A 21568-nucleotide genomic window follows, 5' to 3' on the forward strand; every position below is an offset into this window, starting at 1 on the left:
CTCACCGCCGGCGCCCGCCGGAACGCGGTGCCTCGGCGGTTTCCGCGAGAACCGCGCTGCCCGCGACCGACGTCTCGGCGACGCGTCCGTACCTGCGCATGAGCACCAGGTATAGCGGCGAGGTGATCACGAGACCGACAATCCACGAGAGGTCGATCCCGCCGAGAGCCGCGGCGGCCGGGCCGGTGTACAGGGTGGTGCTGAGGAACGGGATCTGCACGCCGATCCCGGCGACGTAGGAGACGATCGCCGGGCGGTTGAACCGGCCGTACCGGCCACCGTCCCGCTGGAACATCGCGGCGATGTCGTATTCGCCGTGCCTGATCACGTAGTAGTCGATCAAGTTGATCGCGGTCCACGGGGTCAGCACGCAGAGGAGGATGAGCAGGAAATTGGTGTAGAAGGTGAGGAAATCTCCCTGGCCGGCGATCGCCATCACCGCGGCTGCCGCGAAGACCACCACTGCGGCGACCGTTCTGGCCGACGCGCGCGGCGTCCACTTCTCGAAGAGCGTCTGACCGATGGTGATGATGGAAAGCGACCCGCAGTACACATACATCGCCGACTGCGAAACCAGTGCGACGCTCAGGACGACGATGACGATGCCGCTGACCCCTCGCGTGAGCGTGGCCAGGCCGGTGACCGTATCGGTTGCGGTGAGCGCCGACCCGATCAAGGCGCCGAGTGCCATCGGCAGGATCGCGCCCAGAACCGCGCCCCAGTAGGTCGCCCAGAAGGCCGAGCGGACTCCGGTGTCTTTGGGCAGGTAGCGCGTGTAGTCGGAGACGAACGGGGCACAGGCGATCATCCACAGGCTGCCCAGCGAGAGGGCACCCATGACGCCGACGACGGTGACGGTGCCCCCGGTCCACGTCGTACCGGACACGCCGTTCACGCCGAGCGCCCAGACGAAGGCGAGCACGAGCGCCAGTCCGGCGACCACGCTCATCAGCCCGGCGAGCCGGTGGATCAGGGTGTACCCGACGATGGCCGCCAGTGTGGAGACCGCGCCGATGAAGAGAATCGCCGGGGTGGTGCCGATCGACGTCAGCGCCGCGATCGACTGCCCGCCGAGGACCAGGTTCGAAGCGAAGAACCCGACATACATGAAGACGACGAGCACGATCACCAGCAGGCTGCCATAGGACCCGAACTGGGCCCGGGTCTGCAGCATCTGGGGAACGCCGGTCTGCGGCCCCTGTGCCGCGTGCAACGCCATCACGATGCCGCCCACGAGGCAACCGGCGAACAAGGCCAGCACCGCGACCCACCACGGCAGCCCGTACAACGAGGTGGACACGAACCCGGTGGCGGCTGCCGCAAGCGTCAGCCCGGTGCCGAACCAGATCGTGAACATCTGGCGTGCCTTGCCGTGCCGTTCGCCGAGCGGAATGTGCTCGACGGTCCGCGTTTCGATGGCCGGGCCCGATTCCGTCTTCACTGTGCTGCTCCCTGGTCGGTGTCTCCGTCGAGATAGCGGTGAAACCACTCCACGGTCGGCGCGACATTGTTGAAAGAGAAGACATGCAGGCCCTCGATGCCGGCCCGGCGGTCGGCGCCGAGCACCTCGTCCACGATCCCGGCCGGTTCGAACGTGGCCGACTTCAGCAGTTTCTTCACCGAGGACCGGTTGCTCTTGAGGAACCGCAGCGAGCTGCCGACGCCCAGCCTGCTCGAAATCGCCATCAGCTTCAATCGATCGACGTGCCCTGGTACGCCGAGGCGCAGCGGGAGGGTGAGCCCCCGGTCGCGCTCGCGCAGCGCCCACTCCACGATCGCCGCCCCGGAGAAGCACATCTGCGTCGAGACATATCCGTGCAGCCCACGGGATTCCACGAAGTCCTGCTTCGCGTGGAGCGCGGCTGCGACCTGCTCCCCGGAAATCGCCGAATGGCCCTCCGGATATCCGGCGAAACCGAAACACCGGACGACGTCGCTCACCTCTGCATAACCGGTCGCGAGGTCGAGCGCCGCCGCATAAGGACCGGCTTCCTTGGCGTCGCCGCCGATGCAGAAGACCTCCTCGATGCCCATGGCGTCACAGCGGCGCACGATGTCCGCCAGCTGCGCGCGGCTGCCGATCTGCCGCGCCGCGAGGTGCGGGATCGCGTCGTGCCCGAGCTTGCGCAGCGCGGCGGTGACGTCGATGGTCGCGTCGATGCCGTGGGCGGGCGAGCACGTCACCGACAACCGGCTTCCGGCGGGGATCTCGGGGAAACGGCGACGAAGCGATGGCAGCGGGATCAGTTCCATCCGGGACCGTTCGCGCAGGTGCCGGACCGAAGCAGCGGCCGGTCGTACCCGATCGGGATCGATGCTCATGATGCTCCTCCTTCCGCTCGGACCGGTCAGACGAAGGGGATGGCGTGGATGCTCGCCTTGTGCTCGCCGGCCGGGCTCCTGACCGTGAGCTCGGCGTCGTCGGCCACGGCCGAATCGACCAGGGCGACGGCGATGTTGCGGTCGAGGGCGTAGGACCACACCGCCCACCGGACGACCCCGACCTCCTTCCCGGTCGCGGAATCCTCGACCGGCCAGAACCATTCGAACAGCGGCCACTCGGCGGTGTCGGAGACCAGCCCGACCGTCTTGCGCTTCGGACCGCTTTCCCGCACCTTCCGCAGTGCGTCGCGGCCGATGAAGTCGTTCTTGTCCAGGTCGACGAGGCCGCCGAGACCGGCTTCGAAGAGGTCCATCCCGGAGTTGGTGGCGTACTGGGTGTCGAGGATTCCCTGCTCGACCGCGCGGTTGAGGTTCGGGCCGGTCACCAGGATGTCGTGTGCCCGGCCCGCCTCGCGAACGGCGTCCCAGGCTTCCGCGGCGCGGGCGGAGCCGAGCGGGTACACCTCGTAGCCCGACTCCTTGCTCCAGCCGGTGTTGGAAATGACGACGTCGACACCGGCCAGTTCGGTCACCACACAGCGAAAACGGCGAAGAGCATCCAGGTCGGCCGCGACGAGCGGGGCGAGCACCGCACGCGCCTTCGGACCCTGTACCTGGAACGGCGCGACATCCGCCTCGGCGACCTGCACGTCGTAACCACCGGCGAGGGCGAGCCCGTAGGCCCACAGGCTGACGTCCACATCGGAATGGGAGAACCAGATCACGTCCTCGTAGGGCCGGAGGATGATGATCTCGGACATGATCCGGCCGTGCTGATCGCAGAGCGGGGTGTACTTGCATCCGCCCACCGGCAGCCCGGACAGGTCCCGCGGGGCGAGGTAGTCCGCGAATTTCAGGGCGTCGGGCCCGCGGAATTCGGCCTGCCGTTCCGCGCCGACATCCCACAGCGTCACTCCGTGCACGATCGCGTCGTACTCGGCACGCGGGTCGTTGTCGTAGACGAACGGCATGTACGTGTGGTTGTAGACGCCCCATTCGAGGGCGCCTTCGCGCAGCGTCCGGTCGAAATACGGGGAGCGGCGCGTGGTGTACATCAGGTTCTGGCGAAGGGGCTTGGACACGATGGGTCTCCCTGGTGTCGGTCGGGCTTTCAGTGCCGTAGTGGCGCGGTGTCGAAGTACTCGGTGAGCCGGGTGATCCGCCCGTCGGCGGTCTCGGCGATCATGGTGAACTCGAAGTCCAGGACGCTGCCGTCGGCGACGACCGTGGCCGTCATCCGGCCCTCGGCGCAGGCGCGGGCACCCGTACCGAGAACGGAATAGAGCTCGATCCGCACGTCGGCCAGCTCGTCCACGGCAGCCTGGTTGGTGGCGAGAATGTCGTCCGGTCCGATCAGCGGCCGTTCGTGCAGCGGATCGGTGAAGACCCCCTCGTCGGCGAAGAGACGGGCGATCGCCGCGTTGTCCTGCTTGATCCAGGCATCGCAAAGGCGGCGGATGGCTGCCGGTGCGTCCATGGCCGGTTCCTCCGTGTTCCGGGCGCGCAGGGGTGAATTGAGCACGGTGATGCGCGCGGGGTCACCGGTCAGGGAGCCGTCGGAGATCGGTCCGGAGCCCAATGCCCGCGCGAACTCGAGGTGCTCCCGAGTCGTGGCCGGGTGGAAACCGGTGTCGTGCAGCAAGACGACGCTCGACTCGCTCACCCCGCACCATCCGAGCACCCCGGTCCGCAGGAGCGAGTCGAGCCCGTCGGCGTAGCCGCGCCGGGCGAAGCTCCCGGCGGAACCACCGGTGGTCAGAAGGATCAGGTAGGGCCGCGGTGGCAGCAAGCTGCCTTCGGGGTCGTTGGCGAACTCGTAGGCCCACCCGTTGCTCCAGACCCGGTCGAACCAGCCTTTGAGCATTGCGGGAAATCCGAGCCACCACAGCGGGCTCATGATCACGATGGCATCGGCCCGTTCGATCCGCGCCTGCTCGTCGAGAATGCGGCGGGACAGCGCACCACCCTCGAACTGGACGTAGTCCCCGGCGTGGAACACCGGGTCGAACTTCTCCCGGTAAAGGTCCGCGACCTCGTAGGTCCGCCCCGTTTCGGCGAGCCCGGCCGTGTACTCGGCGAGCAGCTGCGCACCGAAGGAATCGTCGCGCGGGTGGCAGAACACGACGAGGACGTGCTCGGCGGTGGTCTCCGCATCCGGTTCAGACATGGATGATGGTCCGGTTGCGATGCACGTGGACGCGGTCCTCCACGTGCAGTTCGACCGCTCTGGCCAGCACGGTCCGTTCGATGTTCTTGCCCCGCTTGGCCATCGTGGCCGCGTCGTCGGTGTGGCCGACGTGCTCGACGTCCTGTGCGATGATGGGGCCCGCGTCGAGTTCCGGCGTCGCGTAGTGCGCGGTGGCGCCGATGATCTTCACCCCGCGTTCGTAAGCCCGCCGATACGGCTGTGCTCCCACGAAGGCGGGAAGCAGTGAATGGTGGATGTTGATGACCGGCACGCGGGCCCGGTCGAGAAAATCGTCCGTGAGGATTTGCATGTAGCGCGCCAGCACGACGAAATCCACCGCCGATTCCCGGAGCAGATCCAGGATCTGCGCCTCGGGCCGTTTCCTGTTCTCCGGGTCGGCGGGAACATAGTGGTACGGCACCCCGAAATGCTCCGCGGCCGAACGCAGCTTGTCGTGGTTCGAGATGACGAGGGGAATGTCGACGGCCAGATCGTCGTTGCGGGCGCGCCAGAGCAGATCGAGGACGCAGTGGTCACTGGTCGAGCAGAGCACCGCCATTCTCTTGCGCCGAGCGGCGGGCCAGACCTGGTATTCCAGGTCGAGCGTCTCGGCGAGCTGAGCCAGCCGGGCATGGACCGCGTCGGCTTTTCCCGGCCGGACGTCGACCACGAGGCGGAGGAAGAACGCGCCGCCCTCGGGTTCGGTGCTGAACTGGCTGGACTCGCGGATGTTGCAGCCGAGCTCGCTCAGCGCGGTCGAAAGCGCGGACACCAGACCGGGCCGGTCGGCGCACGACGCCCGGATCCGCAGTGTCCCGGCCCCCGTCTGCGCAGGGCCCGCGAAGTGATTGTTCATGATGTGTTTCGCCACCGGAGGGTCGAAGGTGGGCGGGCGGTGGAAGCCACGCCGTAATGCGGGACAACTATCCGGGACCGCCTGCCGGGGCCGCATTGTGCACGCGACCAACGATCGGGCCGTCGCACCGGGCGGATGAACGACCAGCCGGTACGGACCGCTCCGGAGTGGACGAATCGCCGCGGGCGGATGAAGATGCAGTCCGTGACCCAAGCGGACGACATGCTCGCGATGAGCCGGGCGCTCACCGACGGGACCGGGCTCGCGGGCGTGGTCACCATCCTGCGGCGGGTCACGTCGGCCCCCGCCGCATTCGTGGACCTGCGGGGAAGCCTGCTCGCGTCGGCACCCACGCGCGCCCAGTGGCCGTTGCCGGAACTGCGGTCCTGGCGGCCCGGAGTCCGCCACGTCGGTGACCCGGCGCTGGCGGTGGAGCCGGTGGCGCTGGACGGCGACGTGGTCGCGCTGCTGGTGGTCCGCCCCTGCGCCGGGCAGGAGGCCGTGTTCCGGGTCGCCGCCGAACTGGCTTCTCTCGAGCTCGCCCGGCTGCAGGCCCTCCTCACCGGCCGGCGCGAGATGGCCGGTCAGATCCTCGAGGACGTCTTCACCGGACGCAGCCGGGGCCGCGAGGCCAGGGAGCGGCTGGCCTCGCTCGGGATCGAATCCGGGGCACCGGCAGGACATTCGGTGCTCGTCGGCCGGACGGCCCGGTCCGGCGCGCAGCTGCGGACCCGGCCGTGGAACCTGCACTCGCTGCTTGCCGGGCGTGGCGATCCCTACGTCCGGGCCACCGTCGGGAACGATCTCGTGCTGGTGGTACCGGGCTCGGACTCACTCGTCACGGTCGCCCGCATGCTGCTGCAGCACCTGCGAATGCTGGACAGCGCGGCCTCGGTCGGGATCGGCCCGGCCGCATCCGACCCGGTGTCCCTCTCGATGAGCTATCACCAGGCACGGGATGCGGCGGCACCGGACGGAGTGCACCACGCCCGGCCGCTCAACCTGGGGTACCTGCTGCTCGGCTCGGCCGACACGCTGCCGATGCGGGAGTTCGTGGAGCGCGCGCTGGAACCGCTGACCGCCCACGACACGCGCACCGGCAGCGAACTGCTCCGTTCACTGGTCGTCTACCTCGACTGCGACTGCTCGATTTCCCAGGCCGCCGACCGGCTGTTCGTCCATCGGAACACCCTTCGCCACCGGCTGAACATCATCAGCGAGCTGACCGGATGGTCACCGGACACCTTCGACGGGCGCATGCACTTCTGGATCGCCACCCGGCCTGCCGCTAGGGTGGGTTTCGAGAGCGAGGGGACGATCGAATGACCACCGAGCAGCCGCCCTGGTGCGTCGGCGTGCGCACGCTGCGGCTCGATACGCCGGATCCCGGTGCCGCGGAAGCCTTCTACGAAACTCTCACCTACCCGGCGGAACGTGCCGCGGTGCGCGTGCAGGTCAGCCCGCACCGCCACCCCGGCACCGCGCGATGGATCGTCGGGTTCGGTGTCACCGATCTCGCCGGTGCGGCCGGTGTATGTGCGGACCTCGGCGCGAAAGTCGTTGCCGGGCCGGACGGGTCGTACCTCGTGGCGGACCCGCAGGGAATCACCTTCGAGCTGGTCGGTGCCGAGCCCGCACCGGGCGAGCCGGCCGGGCGCGGCGACGTCGTCCTCGCCGATGTCTACACCCGCGATGTCGAAACGGCGACGGCCTTCTACTCGGCCGCGCTCCGGTTGCGGGTCGATCTCCTGCCCGACGAGCCCGTCGACTACACGATGTTGTCCGCAGGCGGGCAGCACCTCGCCGGGGTGCTCGACATGACGTCGTTTCTCGACCCGGCGACCGAGGACCACTGGATGCCGTACTTCCATTTTCCGGACATCGACGCGGGGATCGAACGGGCCACCGCGCTCGGCGCTTGGGTGGTCGTGCCGAGAACGGCCAGCCCGACCGGAGACTACGCACTGCTGCAGGACAGCTGGGGATGCCTCTTCGGGATCTGGGACGCCCAGACCCGGCACCGCAGCCCCGGAAGCCACGGCGCCGCGGCGCATCCGTCAGCCCGGTGACCCGGCCGCCGACTGCCACGCGGCCCACGTACCGAGCGCGATCCTGGTCATTTCCACATCATGCACGCGCACTCCCCACACCTGGTGCTGCGCGGCAAGCACGCTCAAGACCGCGGTCGGCAGGTCCCGGCCGCTCGGCGCGGCACCGGCCGGGACCAGGCCGGCGAGGAAACGCTTGCGCGACGCGCCGATCAGCACCGGATGGCCGAGCTCCTGCAGCCGGTCCAAGCGGCTGAGCAGGTGCCAGTTGTGCGGCGCCCGTTTGGCGAACCCGAGGCCCGGGTCCAGCACGATCCGGCCGGGCGGGACCCCGGCCTGCACCGCCGCAGCCGCGCGCGCCGCGAGTTCCCGGCAGACCTCCTCGACCGGGTCGGCGTAGTCCGCGTAGTTGCGCATCGTCTGCGGCGTGCCGCGCCAATGCCCGATGACGTAAGCGATCCCGGCGTCGGCGACTGCTGCTGCCATCGCGGGGTCGGCGAGACCTCCCGAAACGTCATTGACGAAGGACGCGCCAAGCTCAGCCGCCGCCTTCGCCGTTTCCGCGTGCAGCGTGTCGATCGAGACGACAACACCTGCGGCAGCAAGGTTTTTCACGACGCCGAGCACTCGCGCCTGCTCCTCCGCCGCGGAGATCGGCCGGGCACCCGGCCGGGTCGACTCGCCGCCGACGTCGATGATGTCGGCGCCCGCCGCGACGAGCGCCTTGCCGTGCGCAATCGCCGCCGACTCCGCAAGGTGCGCACCGCCGTCGCTGAACGAATCAGGCGTGACGTTGACGATGCCCATGATCAACGGTCTCCGCGGGTACGTGTCCCATGTGGACATAGTGGGTGCGGGCAGCATCAACCCAGGCCGGCCGCGGCCTGCAGGGTGTTCGCCAGGAGCATGGCGATGGTCATCGGCCCCACCCCGCCCGGCACCGGCGTGATCCACGACGCACGGGCCGCGACCTCGTCGAACTGCACGTCCCCGGCGAGCCCGTCCGGAGTGCGATGGATGCCGACGTCCACGACCACCGCGCCCTCGCGGACGTGCTTCGCCGTGATCAGCCCCTCCCGTCCGGCCGCGGCGACCACGATGTCCGCCTCGCGCGTGACTGCGGCGAGGTCGGCAGTGCGGGAGTGCGCGACCGTCACCGTCGCGTTGCGGTGCAGGAGCATCTGCGCGAGCGGAGCTCCCACGAGCTGCGACCGCCCGACCACCGCGACGTGCTTTCCCGGCAGGTCGATGCCCGCTGCGTCGAGGAGTGCGATCACCCCCGACGGGGTGCAGGGCCGCAGGCCGGGGGCGGCGCGGCTGAGCAGCCCGGCGCTCGTCGTAGTCAGGCCGTCGACATCCTTCCCCGCCGGAATGCGCTCGATCAGCGACGCGCTGTCCTTGCCGGCAGGCAAGGGAAGCTGGAGGAGAATGCCCGACACGCGCGGGTCGGCCGCGAGGTCGTCGAGTACCGCCGCGATCTCCCGTTCCGGCGCCGGACCCGGCAGATGGTGGTGGAAATCGGCGATCCCTGCCGCCGCCGCCATCTTGCGCTTGCTGGCGACGTAAACGTGGCTCGCCGGGTCGTCGCCGACGAGCACCGTCGCCAGCCCGGGCGCGGTTCCGGTCCGGCCGGTGAAGGCGGCGGCCTTCTCCCGGGTCTGCGCACGGACCTCGGCAGCCAGCCGCTTCCCGTCCAGGATCTGGGCGTTCATGCCGGAAAAGCCTCCCTTGGCTCGACATCTACCAAGGAACAGCATGACAATCCCACCGGGATCCGCATAACATCGATCCGCGGCGCAGCCCATCGATTTCCGCGATACTGCTTCGGTCCCGCGTCACAAATCGAGGACCAGCAACGGTCCCTTGCTGCGCGACACACACGGCAGGATGACGTCGCCGCGCTGTTGTTCCTCGTCGGTCAGGACGTCGTCTCGGTGGTCCGGTTCGCCCGACAGCACGCGGACCTCGCAGGTGCCGCAGATACCCGCCCGGCACGAGTTGTCCAGTTCCACTCCGGCCGCTTCGATCGCGTCCAGCAACGGCTCGTACTCGCCGACGGTGAGGCGGATTCCAGTGCGCTGCAACAACACCTCGAAGCTACCAGCGACCGGAGGCACCTCCGCAGCGAAGCGCTCCCGGTGCAGTGCACCCGCTGGCCACGCGGCACACGCGCGCTCCACGGCGGACAGCATCGGGCCTGGCCCGCAGGAGTAGACCACCGTGCCGTCCGAGGGGACTGCGAGCAGCCCGTCGAGATCGGGCAGCCCGGCCTCGTCCTGCGGGACGATCGTGAGTTCGCCGCCCGGAACGGCCGACAGCTCGTCGGCGAAAGCCATCGACGTCCGGGTCCGCCCGCCGTAGACGAGGTGCCACGGGCGGCCCAGCTCGGCTGCCCGGCGCACCATCGGCAGGATCGGCGTGATCCCGATGCCCCCGGCGACGAACAGGTACCGCTCGGCGTCGACGAGCGGAAACCGGTTGCGCGGGCCGCGAACCCGCAGCCGGTCCCCCGCGCGGACCTCGTCGTGGATCCGGGCCGACCCGCCTTGCCCGTCCGGCTCGCGCAGCACCGCGATCCGCCAAGTGCCCGAAGACTGCAGGCCGCACAAGGAGTACTGCCGCAGCAAGCCCGGGCCGAGGTCGACGTCGAGGTGCGCACCCGGCTCCCACCGAGGCAGGTCCGCAGCGATGAGCGTCAACGCCACGACGTCGTCGGCGCACCTTTCGACTGCCGCCACCACGACCGTGCGCCAGTCGTCCGGGGCGGGCACCGGCTCACCGGTCACTGCCGGCCTTGACCGACTCGGGGGTGAACGTCCGCCAGGCGATGTCCCGCATCCCGCGCATGGCGTACAGGATTTCCTCGCGGTCCTCGTCGGTCTCGACGTAGGTCGCCATCATCTGCAGTCCGAGGCCGACGTGGAACTTCTCGTCCTTCTCGATCTGCCGGTAGATCCGCGTGACCTCGGTCAGCTGGTGCCGCTCCGCACCGCGGAAGGTCGGTTCGAAGCTGCCCGACGCCGAGGTCTCGGAGAGGTTCCACGCGGCGACCGCGGAAAGCGGGTGCCGGTCGAGGCATTCCCACAGGAACCGGCTCCACGGCTCGGCTTCCGCGGGCACGGTCGTGGGCACCTTCCCGCCCAGCGACTCGATCGCCTTGCCGACCATGTCGTAGTGCTCGGCCTCCTGGAACGACTGCTTGGCCAGCAACGTGAGGTGCCGCCGCTCGAACTGCATGCCGTACCGGCTGATCTCCTCGTTGAGCAGGTACACGTAGTCGATCTCGCGCCAGCACCGCGGGACCAGCCAGGCGGCCAGCCGCGCCGGGTCCGGGTCCTCGTCGTAGGAGGCGAAGAACGCCTCGGTCGCCTCGGCGGTGGCGACCTGCACCGACTCCAGCAGCTCGTCCAGCTCGGCCTTGATCGGCTCCAGCCCGTTCCCGCCCCTGACGTTGCGCACGTCGGCCATCGCGTCCTCCACTTCGAGGTAGATTGTATCCATGTATTTGTGGATACAATCTGACAGACCGGCCGATGTCAACCCCGCCGGTCCGCCGAGCCGGGGGGTGACTGTCCTAAGATTCGGCGGGATTCGGCCACAGAAGCGAAAGGGGCGACCACGTCGTGAGCGGAGCGGAGGCGTTGCGGGCCCCGGACAGCCTGGCCGACCAGATCGCGCAGATCCTCGAAGACGAGATTCTCGAAGGGCGTTACCCCGACGGCACCCACCTGCAGCAGGAGGAAATCTGCGGGCGCTTCGGGGTCAGCCGCACCCCGGCCCGCGAGGCGCTGCGGAAGCTTCAGGCGCACAACCTCGTCGAGCTGGTACCCAATCGCGGGGCCCGGGTCCGGATGCCGACGTTGCGCGAGCTCAACGACGTCTACCAGCTGCGTGCCGAGCTCGAAGGATTCGCCGCCGATCTCGCCGCCCGCTCCCGCGCGCCCGAGATGCTCGCCGCGCTCGAGAAGGCACACGAGGCGCTGCGGCAGGTCGTGCCGCTCGCCGAGGGAACCCTCGCCGATCCTGACGACACCGAGACCACCGAACGGCTGCGCCGGTTCAACGACATGTTCCACCGGGTCATCCACGACGCGGGCGGAAACCAGCGGCTCGGCAGCATGATCCAGGAACTGCACCGGTACTTCCCGAAGGACACCGTCCGGCTGGCGATCCGGTCCCCGGAAACCCTGCGCTCGCTGTACATCGACGAGCATGCGGCGATTCTCGGCGAGATCACCCGCGGACGGCCCGGCGCGGCAAGGGATTCGATGCGCGAGCACATCCGCGGTTCGCAGGCGATGCTGGTGGACTATCTCCGCGAACGCGGCTTCCCCGACTGACCCCTGCATCTATCGGACAGATGCACAGCCGCGGAAAGATCCGCTTTATCAAACCCCGCCGCACCTTCGATAGTGAACGGCACCTGCGACGAAAGGTGCCTCGACGATGAATCACGCCGACTGGGTACGGGAGGCCGCACAGCTGCGCCCCCGCACTGCGGCCTTTGTGGACGGCGAACGGCTGGAAGCCAAGTCCGGCAAGACGTTCGCCGACGTCAACCCCGCCACCGGGCAGGTGGTCGCCGAGGTGGCGGAATGCGGTGCGGACGAGGTGGACCTGGCGGTCGCCGCCGCGCGCCGGGCGTTCGACGACGGCCGCTGGTCGCGGCTGGCGCCTGCCGAGCGGAAACGGCGGCTGCTCGCGCTCGCGGAGTCGGTCGCCGCACACGGCAAGGAACTGGCGCTGTGCGACACCGTCGACGTCGGCCGCCCGATCTCCGACACGCACGGCGTGGACATCCCCGCCATCGCGGATTGTTTCGCCTGGCACGCCGAGGCGATCGACAAGCTCTACGACGAGGTCGCGCCTGCCCCGCCGGGCAACTTCGCGACGATCCGCCGGGTTCCGCTGGGGGTCGTCGGTGCGGTCGTGCCGTGGAACTTCCCGCTGGACATCGCCGGGTGGAAGCTCGCCCCGGCGCTGGCCGCGGGCAACAGCGTGGTCCTCAAGCCCGCCGAGCAGTCCCCGCTTTCCGCGCTGCGGCTGGCCGAACTGGCCGTCGAAGCCGGGATCCCGGACGGCGTGCTCAACGTGGTACCCGGTTTCGGCGCAGCGGGCAAAGCACTGGGCCGGCATCCGGACGTCGACGTCCTCGCCTTCACCGGCTCGACCCCGGTGGGCGGACTGTTCCTGCAGTACGCCGGTGAGTCGAACCTCAAGCAGGTCTGGCTCGAATGCGGCGGCAAGAGCCCGATCGTGGTGTTCAAGGACGCCGATCTCGACGCAGCCGCGGAGCGAGCGGCCTTCGGGTTCTGCGCGAACTCCGGACAGGTCTGCTCGGCCACGACCCGCTTGCTCGTACACCGGTCGGTCGCCGACAGCTTCCTCGCCCTGCTGGCCGCGAAGGTCGCCGAATGGGTACCCGGCGATCCCCTCGACCCGGCCACCCGGCTCGGCCCCATGATCGACGAGGATGCGGCAACCCGGGTACTGGCGGCCGTGCAGGCGAGTTCCGGCACCGTCCTGACCGGCGGAACCCGCCGCGGCGCGTTCCTGGACCCGACTGTCGTCACCGGCCTGCGCCCGGACGACCCCCTGGTCACCGACGAACTCTTCGGCCCGGTCCTCGCCACGCTGACCTTCGACAGCGAAGCGGAAGCGGTCCGCCTCGCGAACGACAGCGCCTACGGCCTCGCCGCCTCGGTCTGGACCCGCGACCTCGCCCGCGCGCACCGCGTGTCCGACGCAATCCACGCCGGCACGGTTTCGGTCAACACCGTCGACGCGCTGAGCACGGTCACCCCGTTCGGCGGGTTCAAGCAGTCCGGCTTCGGCCGCGACCTGTCCCTGCATTCGTTCGCCAAGTACACCGGCCTCAAGACCGTCTGGACCAGCTACGCCTGATCCCCCAGTGCACATCCGGTCTCGGCGCTGAGGTACCCGAGCACCAGCGCCCGTACCGAGGCCGCCGAGAGGCTGGTGTTGCGCCCGGCGATATGCAGGCCGTATGCGTCTTCCAGGGCCACCGCGTTGGTCGCGACCGCAGTGACCGGCGAACGCATCCGGAACGCGCCGACGTCGCGCCCGTGCGCCAGCACCGCCGAATACAGCGAGACCTCGCGGTCCCACAACGCGGTCATCAGGACGGCGTGCGTCCGGCTGCGGGCCGCGTGGACGTGCATTTCGTACAGCACCCTGCTGAGCGGGTCTTCCCCGTCCCCGGGAAGACCCGCTTCGGCCAGCCGCACGAGACGGCGAACCGGGTCCGCCTCCTCCTCGGCCGCCTTCGCGCGCGCCCAGTAGAACCGGTCGACGGCGTCCCGGTGCAGTTCGTGCAGCAGATCGTCGAGATCCGGGTAGTAGTAGCTGACGGAGCCCGCCGACAGCCCGGCCTCCTCCGCGACGTCCCGGATGCGGAGCCCGGCCAGTCCGCGGGTGAGAATCGCGCGCCCGGCCGCCGCGACGAGCTCGTCGCGGCGCTTCGCCTGGTCCTTGGGTCGTGCCATGTTCTGGATTATTGATGATCTGCATCGAAAAACCGAGCCCACCCCCCGGTAACCAAGACGACACAAGGTCTTGCCCTGCGGGACCGCGCCAGTCATTCTTTCCGCTACATCGCAAAGAATACGGAGGACCGGATGCGCCACCCCCTCTCCCGGCTGACCGAAGACGAGGTCGCCCGCAACCGCGCACTGCTGGTCGAGGCGGGAATCGCGACGTCGGTCACCCGGTTTGCGCTCGTGTCGCTGCTGGAGCCCGCCAAGGCCGGAGTGCTGTCCTGGCCGGAGGGCGAGCCGGTCGGGCGCCGGGTCCGCTCGCTGCTGCTGGACCGCGGGACCGGCGAGGTACGCGAGGTCGTCGTGTCGCTGACGGACGGCACGGTCGTGGCGGACCGGGTGGTCGACGTCGTCGCCGAGGGCCAGCCGCCGATCCTGCACGAGGAGTTCGACCTCGTCGAGGAAATCCTGTGGAAGGACGAGACCTGGAATGCCGCGATGCGCCGTCGCGGTATCGACGAACCGCGCTCCGTGCGCATCTCGGCACTGAGCGCGGGCTGCTTCGACCTTCCGGGCGAAGAGGGCCTCCGGCTGGTGCGCTGCCTGGCTTTTCTCCAGCTCGGCGAAGACGACAACGTCTGGGCACACCCGATCGACGGCGTCGTGGCCTATGTCGACCTCGTCGCCTGCCGCGTGCACGATCTCCTCGACGAAGGTCCCGCCGACATCCCGCGCACGCCGTACGACTACCACCTCGACGACCCCGCGCACCCGCCGCGGACCACGCAGAAGCCGATCGTCATCACCCAGCCCGAAGGCCCGAGCTTCACCGTCGAGGACGACGTCGTGACGTGGGAGAAGTGGCAGTTCCGGATCGGGTTCAACGCGGTCGAAGGCCTCACGCTGCACCAGCTCGGCTTCCACGACGGCACCCGGCTCCGCCCGATCGTCTACCGGGCATCGGTTGCGGAAATGGTCGTGCCGTACGGCGATCCCAGCCCGGTGCGGTTCTGGCAGAACTACTTCGACGCCGGTGAGTACTCCCTCGGCAAGGAGGCGAACCCGCTCACGCTCGGCTGCGACTGCCTCGGCGAAATCCGGTACTTCGACGCCACCCTGCACGACGACGACGGGCACCCGCGCACCATCCCCAACGCGATCTGCCTGCACGAAGAGGACGCGGGCGTGCTGTGGAAGCACACCGACGGTTACCACGGCAGCGTCTCGACCCGGCGGCAGCGGCGGCTGGTCATCTCCTTCTTCGTCACCGTCGGCAACTACGACTACGGGTTCTACTGGTACCTCTACCTCGACGGCACGATCGAACTGGAGTGCAAGGCCACCGGCATCGTGTTCACGTCCGCCTACCCCGGCGACGGCCCGGACGGCACCGAGTACCCGTGGGCCAGCGAAATCGCTCCCGGAGTAGGCGCGCCCTTCCACCAGCACCTGTTCTCCGCCCGGCTCGACATGATGGTCGACGGCCTCGCGAACGCGGTCGACGAGATCGACGTCCAGCGGGTCCCGATGGGCGACGGCAACCCGCACGGCAACGGGTTCACCCGCAAGATCACCCGGCTGGCCAAGGAATCCGAGGCCGCTCGCCTCGCCGCCGGGAACCTCGGCCGCACCTGGCGGATCAGCAGCACCGAGTCCCGCAACGCGCTCGGCAAACCGGTCGCCTACACCCTGCACCCCGAAGGCCTGCCCCCGCTGCTGGCCGACGACGCGTCGTCGATCGCCCGCCGGGCCGCTTTCACGCGCAAGCATCTCTGGGTGACCGCCTACGACGAGAACGAACGGTTCCCGTCCGGCGAATACGTCAACCGGAACGACGGCACCACCGGCATCGACACGTGGGTCCGCGCGGACCGCCCGCTCGACGGCGCCGATCTCGTCGTGTGGCACACCTTCGGCCTGACGCACTACCCACGCACCGAGGACTGGCCGATCATGCCCGTCGACCACACCGGGTTCGTGCTCAAGCCCACCGGTTTCTTCGACCGCAACCCCGCATTGGACACCCCTGCTCCGCAACCGCACGAGACCGGCTGCTGCCACCCCGCGCAGCACTGACCGAGTTCCAGGAAGGGGTCCCGCCCATGACCACCACGAGCGACACCCGCGCCGCCGGTGCACCCGCGCCGCCGTCCGGGCTGATGGAGCGCAACACCATCGGGCCGATCCCGGCGAGCGAACGCACCGGTTCGGCCCGCGGGCTGTTCGGTATCTGGCTGGGCGTCAACATGCTCCCGCTCACCGTCGTCACCGGCGCGCTCGGGACGACGGTGTTCGCGCTGCCCGCCGGCTGGGCGATGCTCGCGATCGTGATCGGCAACCTGGTCGGCGGGGTCTTCATGGCACTGCACGCCTCGCAAGGCCCCCAGCTCGGGGTACCGCAGATGATCCAGGCGCGTGCCCAGTTCGGGACCAAGGGCGCGCTGCTGGTCGTCCTCGTGGCAACGGTGCTCTTCGTCGGGTTCTTCATCTCGAACCTCGTGGTCGGCGCCCAGTCTCTGCAAGGCGTGTTCCCCGCCGTGGACACGAAAGCCGCGATCATCGGCGCGGCCGTGCTCAGCATGATCATCACGGTCTTCGGGCTCCGTGTGATCAAGGTCGTCATCACGGTCAGCGCGATCGTCATCGGCCTGCTGGTACTCGTCTCGCTGGGCTGGATCTTCGTGTCCGGGATGCCCGGCGGGAGCCTCTCCGCCGGGCACTTCACCGTCACCGGCTTCGTTTCCATGATCGCAGTGGGCGCGGTCTGGCAGGTCGCTTATGCCCCTTACGTTTCCGACTACTCGCGCTATCTGCCCGCCAATTCCGGGGCGAGGCCGGCGTTCTGGGCCACCTACGGCGGCTCGGTCCTCAGCGCGCTCGTGGTGATGGCGCTCGGCTGCCTGGTCGGGGCCGTCGCGCAGGACGGCAACGTCGCCGGCGGGCTCACGACCCTCACCGGCAAGTTCGCCACCGTGACCCTGCTCGGGTTCGCGGTCGTGTCCGGGCTGTCGAACGCCGGAAACGTCTACAGCGCAACGCTCAACACGCTCACCCTCATCGAGACCTTCCGCTCGGGCTGGATCCCGGCCCTGCGCGGCAGGCTGGTCACCACGACGGTGGTGCACGTCCTCGGGGCGCTCGTCGCGCTCGTGGCCACCGACGGCTTCATCACGTCGTTCACCAACTTCATCACCACGCTGCTGTACGTGCTGATCCCGTGGTCTGCCATCAACCTCGTCGACTATTTCGTGGTCCGGAAGGGCCACTACGACGTCGGTGCGTTCTTCCGGCCCGACGGCGGCCGCTACGGGACGTGGAACGTACCCGCCCTGGTCGTCTACGTCGTCGGGCTGGCCGTGCAGGTGCCCTTCGCGGTGCTGTCGTTCTACGTCGGCCCGATCGCGCGGGCCATCGGCGGGATCGACCTTGCCTGGCTGGTCGGGCTCGCCGTTTCCGGCGGCCTCTTCCTGCTCGTGACCCGCCGTTCCCGAACCGCCGAGGAGGCAGTGTGACCGGGCATCCGGACCTCGTCATCGTCAACGCGGAGGTCCACTCGGACGTCCCCGGCGCGACCTCGGCCGCCATTGCGGGCGGGCGCATCGTCGCGGTCGACCGCGCACCGCTGACCGGGCTGGCCGGTCCCCGCACCGAGGTGATCGACGCACACGGCGGCACGCTCCTGCCCGGCTTCACCGACGCGCACGTCCACCCGCTCGCCGCCGGGATGCAGCTGCTGACGTGCGACCTCTCCCGCCTGCCGCATTCGCCGGACCGGTACCGGGACGCCATCCGTTCCTACGCCGACCGGAATCCGGGCCTGGAATGGATCACCGGAAACGGCTGGTACGGCGACACCTTCCCGGGCGGGCTGCCCGATCGCGCGTTCCTCGACGCGATCCTGCCGGACCGGCCCGCGGTATTCGTCAGCCACGACGGGCACGGTGTCCTGGCCAACACCGCGGCACTGGAGCGGGCCGGAATCGGCGACACCCCGGATCCCCCGAACGGCAGGATCAACCGCGACCACGAAGGCCGGGCGACCGGGGTCCTGGTGGAACGCGCCGGAGACCTGGTCACCGCGCTGCTTCCGCCGACCACCGCCGCGTTGGCCGAGAAAGCATTGCTGGCCGCGCAGGCCCACCTGCACTCGATGGGCGTCACCGGCTGGCAGGACGCGTGTGTCGGATCGCTTTGGGGCCTGCCCGATCCCCTGCCGACCTACCGGACGCTCGCCGCGGACGGCCGGCTCACCGCCCGGGTCGTCGGCGCACTGTGGTGGTCGGCCGAAGACGGGCTGGACCAGCTCGGCTCGCTGGAGGAAAAGCGGTCCGGCAATGTCTTCGACCGGTTCCGCGCGACGTCGGTGAAGATCATGCAGGACGGGGTCTGCGAGAACTGCACAGGCGCGATGCTCGAACCGTATGCGGGCAACGCCTGCCACGGCACGGCGTCCGGGCTCTCGTTCATCGATCCGGTGCAGCTGCAGCAGATCTGCGAAGAACTGGACCGCCGCCGGTTCCAGATCCACCTGCACGCAGTCGGGGACCGGGCGGTGCGCGAATGCCTGGACGCGCTCGAAGCGGCCGGGAAGGCGAATCCGGGCGGCGATCTCCGGCACCAGATCGCGCACGTCGACGTCGTCTCGCCGGTGGATGTCCCGCGCTTCGCCCGGCTCGGTGTCATCGCGAACATCCAGGCGTTGTGGGCGCGCCGGGACCGCGAGATCGTCGAACGCAAGCTCCCGCTGCTCGGTCCGGAACGGGAAGCCCACCACTTCCCGTTCGGCGCGCTGCACCGCTCCGGCGCCCGCCTGGCGATGGGCAGCGACTGGCCGGTCACCGACCCGAACCCGCTGTGGGCGATCCACACGGCAAGCACCCGGCTCGGACCGCCGGAAGACCCGCACGCGGTCGGCGACGGCGTGCTCACCGAACCGCTGGAAGCCGCACAGGCCATCGCCTTCGACATCGCACTCGACGCGTACACGGCGGGCTCGGCCTTCGCCAACCACGCGGAGAAGGAGACCGGCCGGATCGCCCCCGGCATGCTGGCCGACCTGGCCCTCCTCGATCGCCCGGTGCTGGCCGGAAAAGACGTCAGCGCCGCCCGGACGGTACTGACCCTGGTCGGCGGACAGGCGGTGCATCGGCGCTGACCGGATTCGCCAGAAGCCCACCACGCGAGGCAGGATGCACGGATGAACGAGCCGTCCTTCACTCTCGTGCAGCTGCGGTACTTCGAGGCAGCAGCGCGGCATCTGAGCATGACCGCCGCCTCGAAGGAGCTGATGGTGTCGCAGTCGGCGGTGTCGACCGCGATCGCCCAGCTGGAAAAGGAGATGGGGGTGCAGTTCCTGCTGCGCCACCATGCCCGCGGGCTGAGCCTGACCACGGCGGGTGAGGAATTCTACAAGCGGGTGCTGGACTTTCTCGCCCACGGCACCGAACTCGTCGAAACCGCGCGGCAGTCCGGCACCGAGCTGATCGGGACGCTGACGGTCGGCTGTTTCTCCACGCTCGCGCCGTTCCGCCTGCCGCAGCTGCTGGCGGAGTTCGAAGCACGGCATCCGCGGGTACAGGTGTCGTTGCTGGAGAACGAGCACCACGCACTCAAAACCGCGCTACGGTCGGGGGAAACCGAGCTGGCGGTACTGTACGGCTACGACCTGGACGACGACATCGACCGCGAGGCCGTAGGCACCGCTGCGCCGTACGCGCTGGTCGCCGAGAACCACCGGCTGGCCCGCAGCCGCGGTGGCAAAGTGTGGCTGTCCCAGCTCGCCGACGAGCCGATGGTACTGCTGGATCTGCCACACAGCCGGGAGTACCTGCAGTCGGTCCTGCGCGCCGCCGGGGTCGAGCCGCTAGTGCGCCACCGCACCCGCGGCTATGAGACCGTCCGGTCGCTCGTCGCGTGCGGGCACGGATTCGCGGTACTGAACCAACGCCCCCCGACGAGCACAACGTACGCGGGGACGGGAATCGTCCCACTGGAACTGCGCGACGACGTGGCCGCGCTGGAGATCGTGGTGGCGTGGGTCCACGGAGTGCGGCTCACCCGGCGGGCACAGGAATTCCGCGCCCTGTGCCGCGCCCGTTACACCCTCTAACCGGGCGGCCGAGCCGACCCCCGGCCCGGCCGCACCCCGGTCAATGCCGCAAATACCCGCGCTGAATCGCAATGTGGTCAGCCACGAACTTCGCGTCGTGCCACACCCCCCAGATGAAACTCGAACCGCGCCGCGCCAGCCACGGCAGGCCGAGGAAATACACGCCAGCCTCGGCCGACACCCCGCGGTGGTGCCGAGGCTTACCCTGCTCGTCGAAAGCGTCGACCTGCAGCCAGCTGTAGTCGTTGACGAATCCCGTCGCCCACACGATCGACGTGACCCCCGCCTCCGCGAGGTTCAGCTCCCGGAGCGGATCGACGACACAAGCCGGGTCCGGGCCCAGTTCGCGTGCTGCGGGTTCCTCCGGGAGGTCGAGCCCGTTGCGCGCGACATACGCGTCGGCTTCGTCGAGCAGGGCCAGGTAGTTCTCGTCTCCGCGGGCGATGTTGGTCGCCAGGTCCGCGGCGAAACCGAGGGTGCCATTCCGGTACGACGTCGTCATGCCGACCAGGTCGATGCCGAGCCGCGCCAGTGCTCGGAAGTCCACTGTGGACCCTCCGCGCGCGCCGCTGACCGCGATGGTGACGTGTTCCGCGCCGTGCGCCGGGGTTTCCGCGTCCCACTTTCCCAGCACGCCCAGCCACCAGCAGAAGTCCTGGCCGCGGTACCGGCGCGGCGGCCGCTCGTGCGGTCCGACCGACAGGTACACCCGGCGGCCGGCGCGGCGCAGTTCCTCGGCGATCTGCACCCCCGACGAACCGGCGCCGACGACCAGCACCGCGCCCGCGGGCAACCGGTCCGGGTTGCGGTAGTCACTGGAGTGCAGCTGCACCGGCCCGTCCGGCACGATCGGCGGGATCGCCGGTCGCTGGAACGGCCCGGTCGCGGCGATGACGAACCGGGTGTCGAGGGTCCCGTCCGTGGTCTCGACGCGGAACCCGCGCTCGCCCTCCTTCTTGCGCACGGACGTGACTTCCACGCCCGTACGCACCGGTGCGGCGATCTTTTCCGCATATGCCTCGAAATAATCCGCGACCTGGTCCTTCGACGCGAACGCATCCGGTGCCAGGTCGACGAACTCCAGGCCGGGAAACCGGTCGTGCCAGGCAGGCCCGTTCGCGACGAGCGAGTCCCACCGACCGGACCGCCACTTCTCCGCGATCCGGTCCCGCTCGACCACGAGGTGCGGCACGCCCTGCTCGCTCAGGTGCTCGCTCATCGCGATCCCGGCCTGCCCCCCTCCCACGACGAGGGCCTCCACCTCTTGGCTCGACATCCGGACCTCCGTTCGGCAACCGCGGGCGGCGGCACTGCCCGGCCGCCCGCCGGGATACGTCCCCTGGATCGTCACGCCCGTTCCTGGTCGTGTCCAACAGATGTTTCCGGGTTTGAAGATCTGATTTCCGGATGCAGCACTGCCGGACACTGCATCGTATTTTGCGATGCGCTGCTTCCAAAACATCTACTGGACAGAAAAGCTGCCGGAGA

The 21568-nt window shown here is 69.3% G+C and carries 19 protein-coding genes; 8 read left to right on the top strand and 11 right to left on the bottom strand.

Features of this window, described 5'->3' with window-relative positions:
• Position 1: 1 nt before the first annotated feature.
• Genes OO71_RS25825 through purU form a run of 5 tightly spaced genes read right to left on the bottom strand, consistent with a single transcriptional unit; the run spans position 2 to position 5426 of the window.
• Positions 2-1441, bottom strand: coding sequence for a purine-cytosine permease family protein (locus OO71_RS25825; RefSeq protein ID WP_033292472.1), 1440 nt, complete (start codon positions 1439-1441; stop codon positions 2-4).
• Complete coding sequence (locus tag OO71_RS25830) at positions 1438-2322, bottom strand: methylenetetrahydrofolate reductase (protein WP_051792122.1); 885 nt, start codon at positions 2320-2322, stop codon at positions 1438-1440. Before OO71_RS25830 ends, OO71_RS25825 begins: the two co-directional genes overlap by 4 nt.
• A gap of 26 nt (positions 2323-2348) precedes the next feature.
• A complete protein-coding gene (locus OO71_RS25835; RefSeq protein WP_084145282.1) occupies positions 2349-3464 on the bottom strand; it encodes a glycine cleavage T C-terminal barrel domain-containing protein in 1116 nt (371 codons plus the stop codon).
• Between the two features lie 29 nt (positions 3465-3493).
• Positions 3494-4549, bottom strand: a complete 1056-nt coding sequence (locus OO71_RS47655; RefSeq protein WP_051792125.1) for an NAD(P)H-dependent oxidoreductase — start codon at positions 4547-4549, stop codon at positions 3494-3496.
• The gene (gene purU, locus OO71_RS25845; protein ID WP_051792128.1) at positions 4542-5426 is read right to left on the bottom strand and encodes a formyltetrahydrofolate deformylase; all 885 of its coding nucleotides are present in this window, start codon (positions 5424-5426) and stop codon (positions 4542-4544) included. The genes OO71_RS47655 and purU overlap by 8 nt, the downstream gene beginning before the upstream one ends.
• A 204-nt stretch (positions 5427-5630) precedes the next feature.
• On the opposite strand from purU, the gene OO71_RS25850 reads away from it, so the two are divergent.
• A complete protein-coding gene (locus OO71_RS25850) occupies positions 5631-6752 on the top strand; it encodes a PucR family transcriptional regulator (protein ID WP_156096533.1) in 1122 nt (373 codons plus the stop codon).
• Positions 6749-7495, top strand: a complete 747-nt coding sequence (locus OO71_RS25855) for a VOC family protein (RefSeq protein ID WP_033292474.1) — start codon at positions 6749-6751, stop codon at positions 7493-7495. The genes OO71_RS25850 and OO71_RS25855 overlap by 4 nt, the downstream gene beginning before the upstream one ends.
• Here OO71_RS25855 and folP read toward each other — a convergent pair.
• The 4 genes from folP to OO71_RS25875 form a co-directional block, all read right to left on the bottom strand.
• The gene (folP, locus tag OO71_RS25860; protein ID WP_051792129.1) at positions 7484-8320 is read right to left on the bottom strand and encodes a dihydropteroate synthase; all 837 of its coding nucleotides are present in this window, start codon (positions 8318-8320) and stop codon (positions 7484-7486) included. The two genes, OO71_RS25855 and folP, sit on opposite strands and share 12 nt — an antisense overlap.
• 17 nt (positions 8321-8337) lie before the next feature.
• Positions 8338-9186 (bottom strand): bifunctional methylenetetrahydrofolate dehydrogenase/methenyltetrahydrofolate cyclohydrolase FolD, encoded by an 849-nt coding sequence (folD, locus tag OO71_RS25865; RefSeq protein ID WP_033292476.1) that lies wholly within the window; start codon positions 9184-9186, stop codon positions 8338-8340.
• Between the two features lie 123 nt (positions 9187-9309).
• Positions 9310-10245, bottom strand: a complete 936-nt coding sequence (locus OO71_RS25870) for a PDR/VanB family oxidoreductase (RefSeq protein WP_051792175.1) — start codon at positions 10243-10245, stop codon at positions 9310-9312.
• A 4-nt stretch (positions 10246-10249) separates the two neighbouring features.
• Entirely contained in the window at positions 10250-10975 is a 726-nt protein-coding gene (locus OO71_RS25875; RefSeq protein WP_211260603.1) for a hypothetical protein, read from the bottom strand.
• A 122-nt stretch (positions 10976-11097) separates the two neighbouring features.
• Between OO71_RS25875 and OO71_RS25880 the strand changes: the two genes are divergently transcribed.
• Together OO71_RS25880 and OO71_RS25885 are read left to right on the top strand one after the other, a co-directional pair.
• Positions 11098-11814, top strand: coding sequence for a GntR family transcriptional regulator (locus OO71_RS25880; RefSeq protein ID WP_051792132.1), 717 nt, complete (start codon positions 11098-11100; stop codon positions 11812-11814).
• A gap of 106 nt (positions 11815-11920) precedes the next feature.
• On the top strand, positions 11921-13378 hold the full coding sequence (locus OO71_RS25885; protein ID WP_033292477.1) for an aldehyde dehydrogenase: 1458 nt from the start codon (positions 11921-11923) through the stop codon (positions 13376-13378).
• Here the strand turns inward: OO71_RS25885 and OO71_RS25890 are convergent.
• On the bottom strand, positions 13369-13980 hold the full coding sequence (locus OO71_RS25890; RefSeq protein WP_033292478.1) for a TetR/AcrR family transcriptional regulator: 612 nt from the start codon (positions 13978-13980) through the stop codon (positions 13369-13371). The genes OO71_RS25885 and OO71_RS25890 overlap by 10 nt on opposite strands.
• 108 nt (positions 13981-14088) lie before the next feature.
• On the opposite strand from OO71_RS25890, the gene OO71_RS25895 reads away from it, so the two are divergent.
• The 4 genes from OO71_RS25895 to OO71_RS25910 are packed head-to-tail and all read left to right on the top strand — an operon-like array spanning position 14089 to position 20080.
• Positions 14089-16047 (top strand): primary-amine oxidase, encoded by a 1959-nt coding sequence (locus tag OO71_RS25895; protein ID WP_281178470.1) that lies wholly within the window; start codon positions 14089-14091, stop codon positions 16045-16047.
• Between the two features lie 26 nt (positions 16048-16073).
• Entirely contained in the window at positions 16074-17483 is a 1410-nt protein-coding gene (locus OO71_RS25900) for a purine-cytosine permease family protein (protein WP_051792135.1), read from the top strand.
• Positions 17480-19126, top strand: coding sequence for an amidohydrolase (locus tag OO71_RS25905; RefSeq protein WP_051792138.1), 1647 nt, complete (start codon positions 17480-17482; stop codon positions 19124-19126). The genes OO71_RS25900 and OO71_RS25905 overlap by 4 nt, the downstream gene beginning before the upstream one ends.
• Positions 19127-19168: 42 nt before the next feature.
• Complete coding sequence (locus OO71_RS25910; RefSeq protein ID WP_033292480.1) at positions 19169-20080, top strand: LysR substrate-binding domain-containing protein; 912 nt, start codon at positions 19169-19171, stop codon at positions 20078-20080.
• 40 nt (positions 20081-20120) lie between these two features.
• On the opposite strand, the gene OO71_RS25915 is transcribed toward OO71_RS25910, so the two are convergent.
• Complete coding sequence (locus tag OO71_RS25915) at positions 20121-21356, bottom strand: flavin-containing monooxygenase (RefSeq protein WP_033292481.1); 1236 nt, start codon at positions 21354-21356, stop codon at positions 20121-20123.
• Positions 21357-21568 lie beyond the last annotated feature (212 nt).

It is taken from the genome of Amycolatopsis jejuensis (assembly GCF_000717335.1).
GTDB classification, from domain to species: domain Bacteria; phylum Actinomycetota; class Actinomycetes; order Mycobacteriales; family Pseudonocardiaceae; genus Amycolatopsis; species Amycolatopsis jejuensis.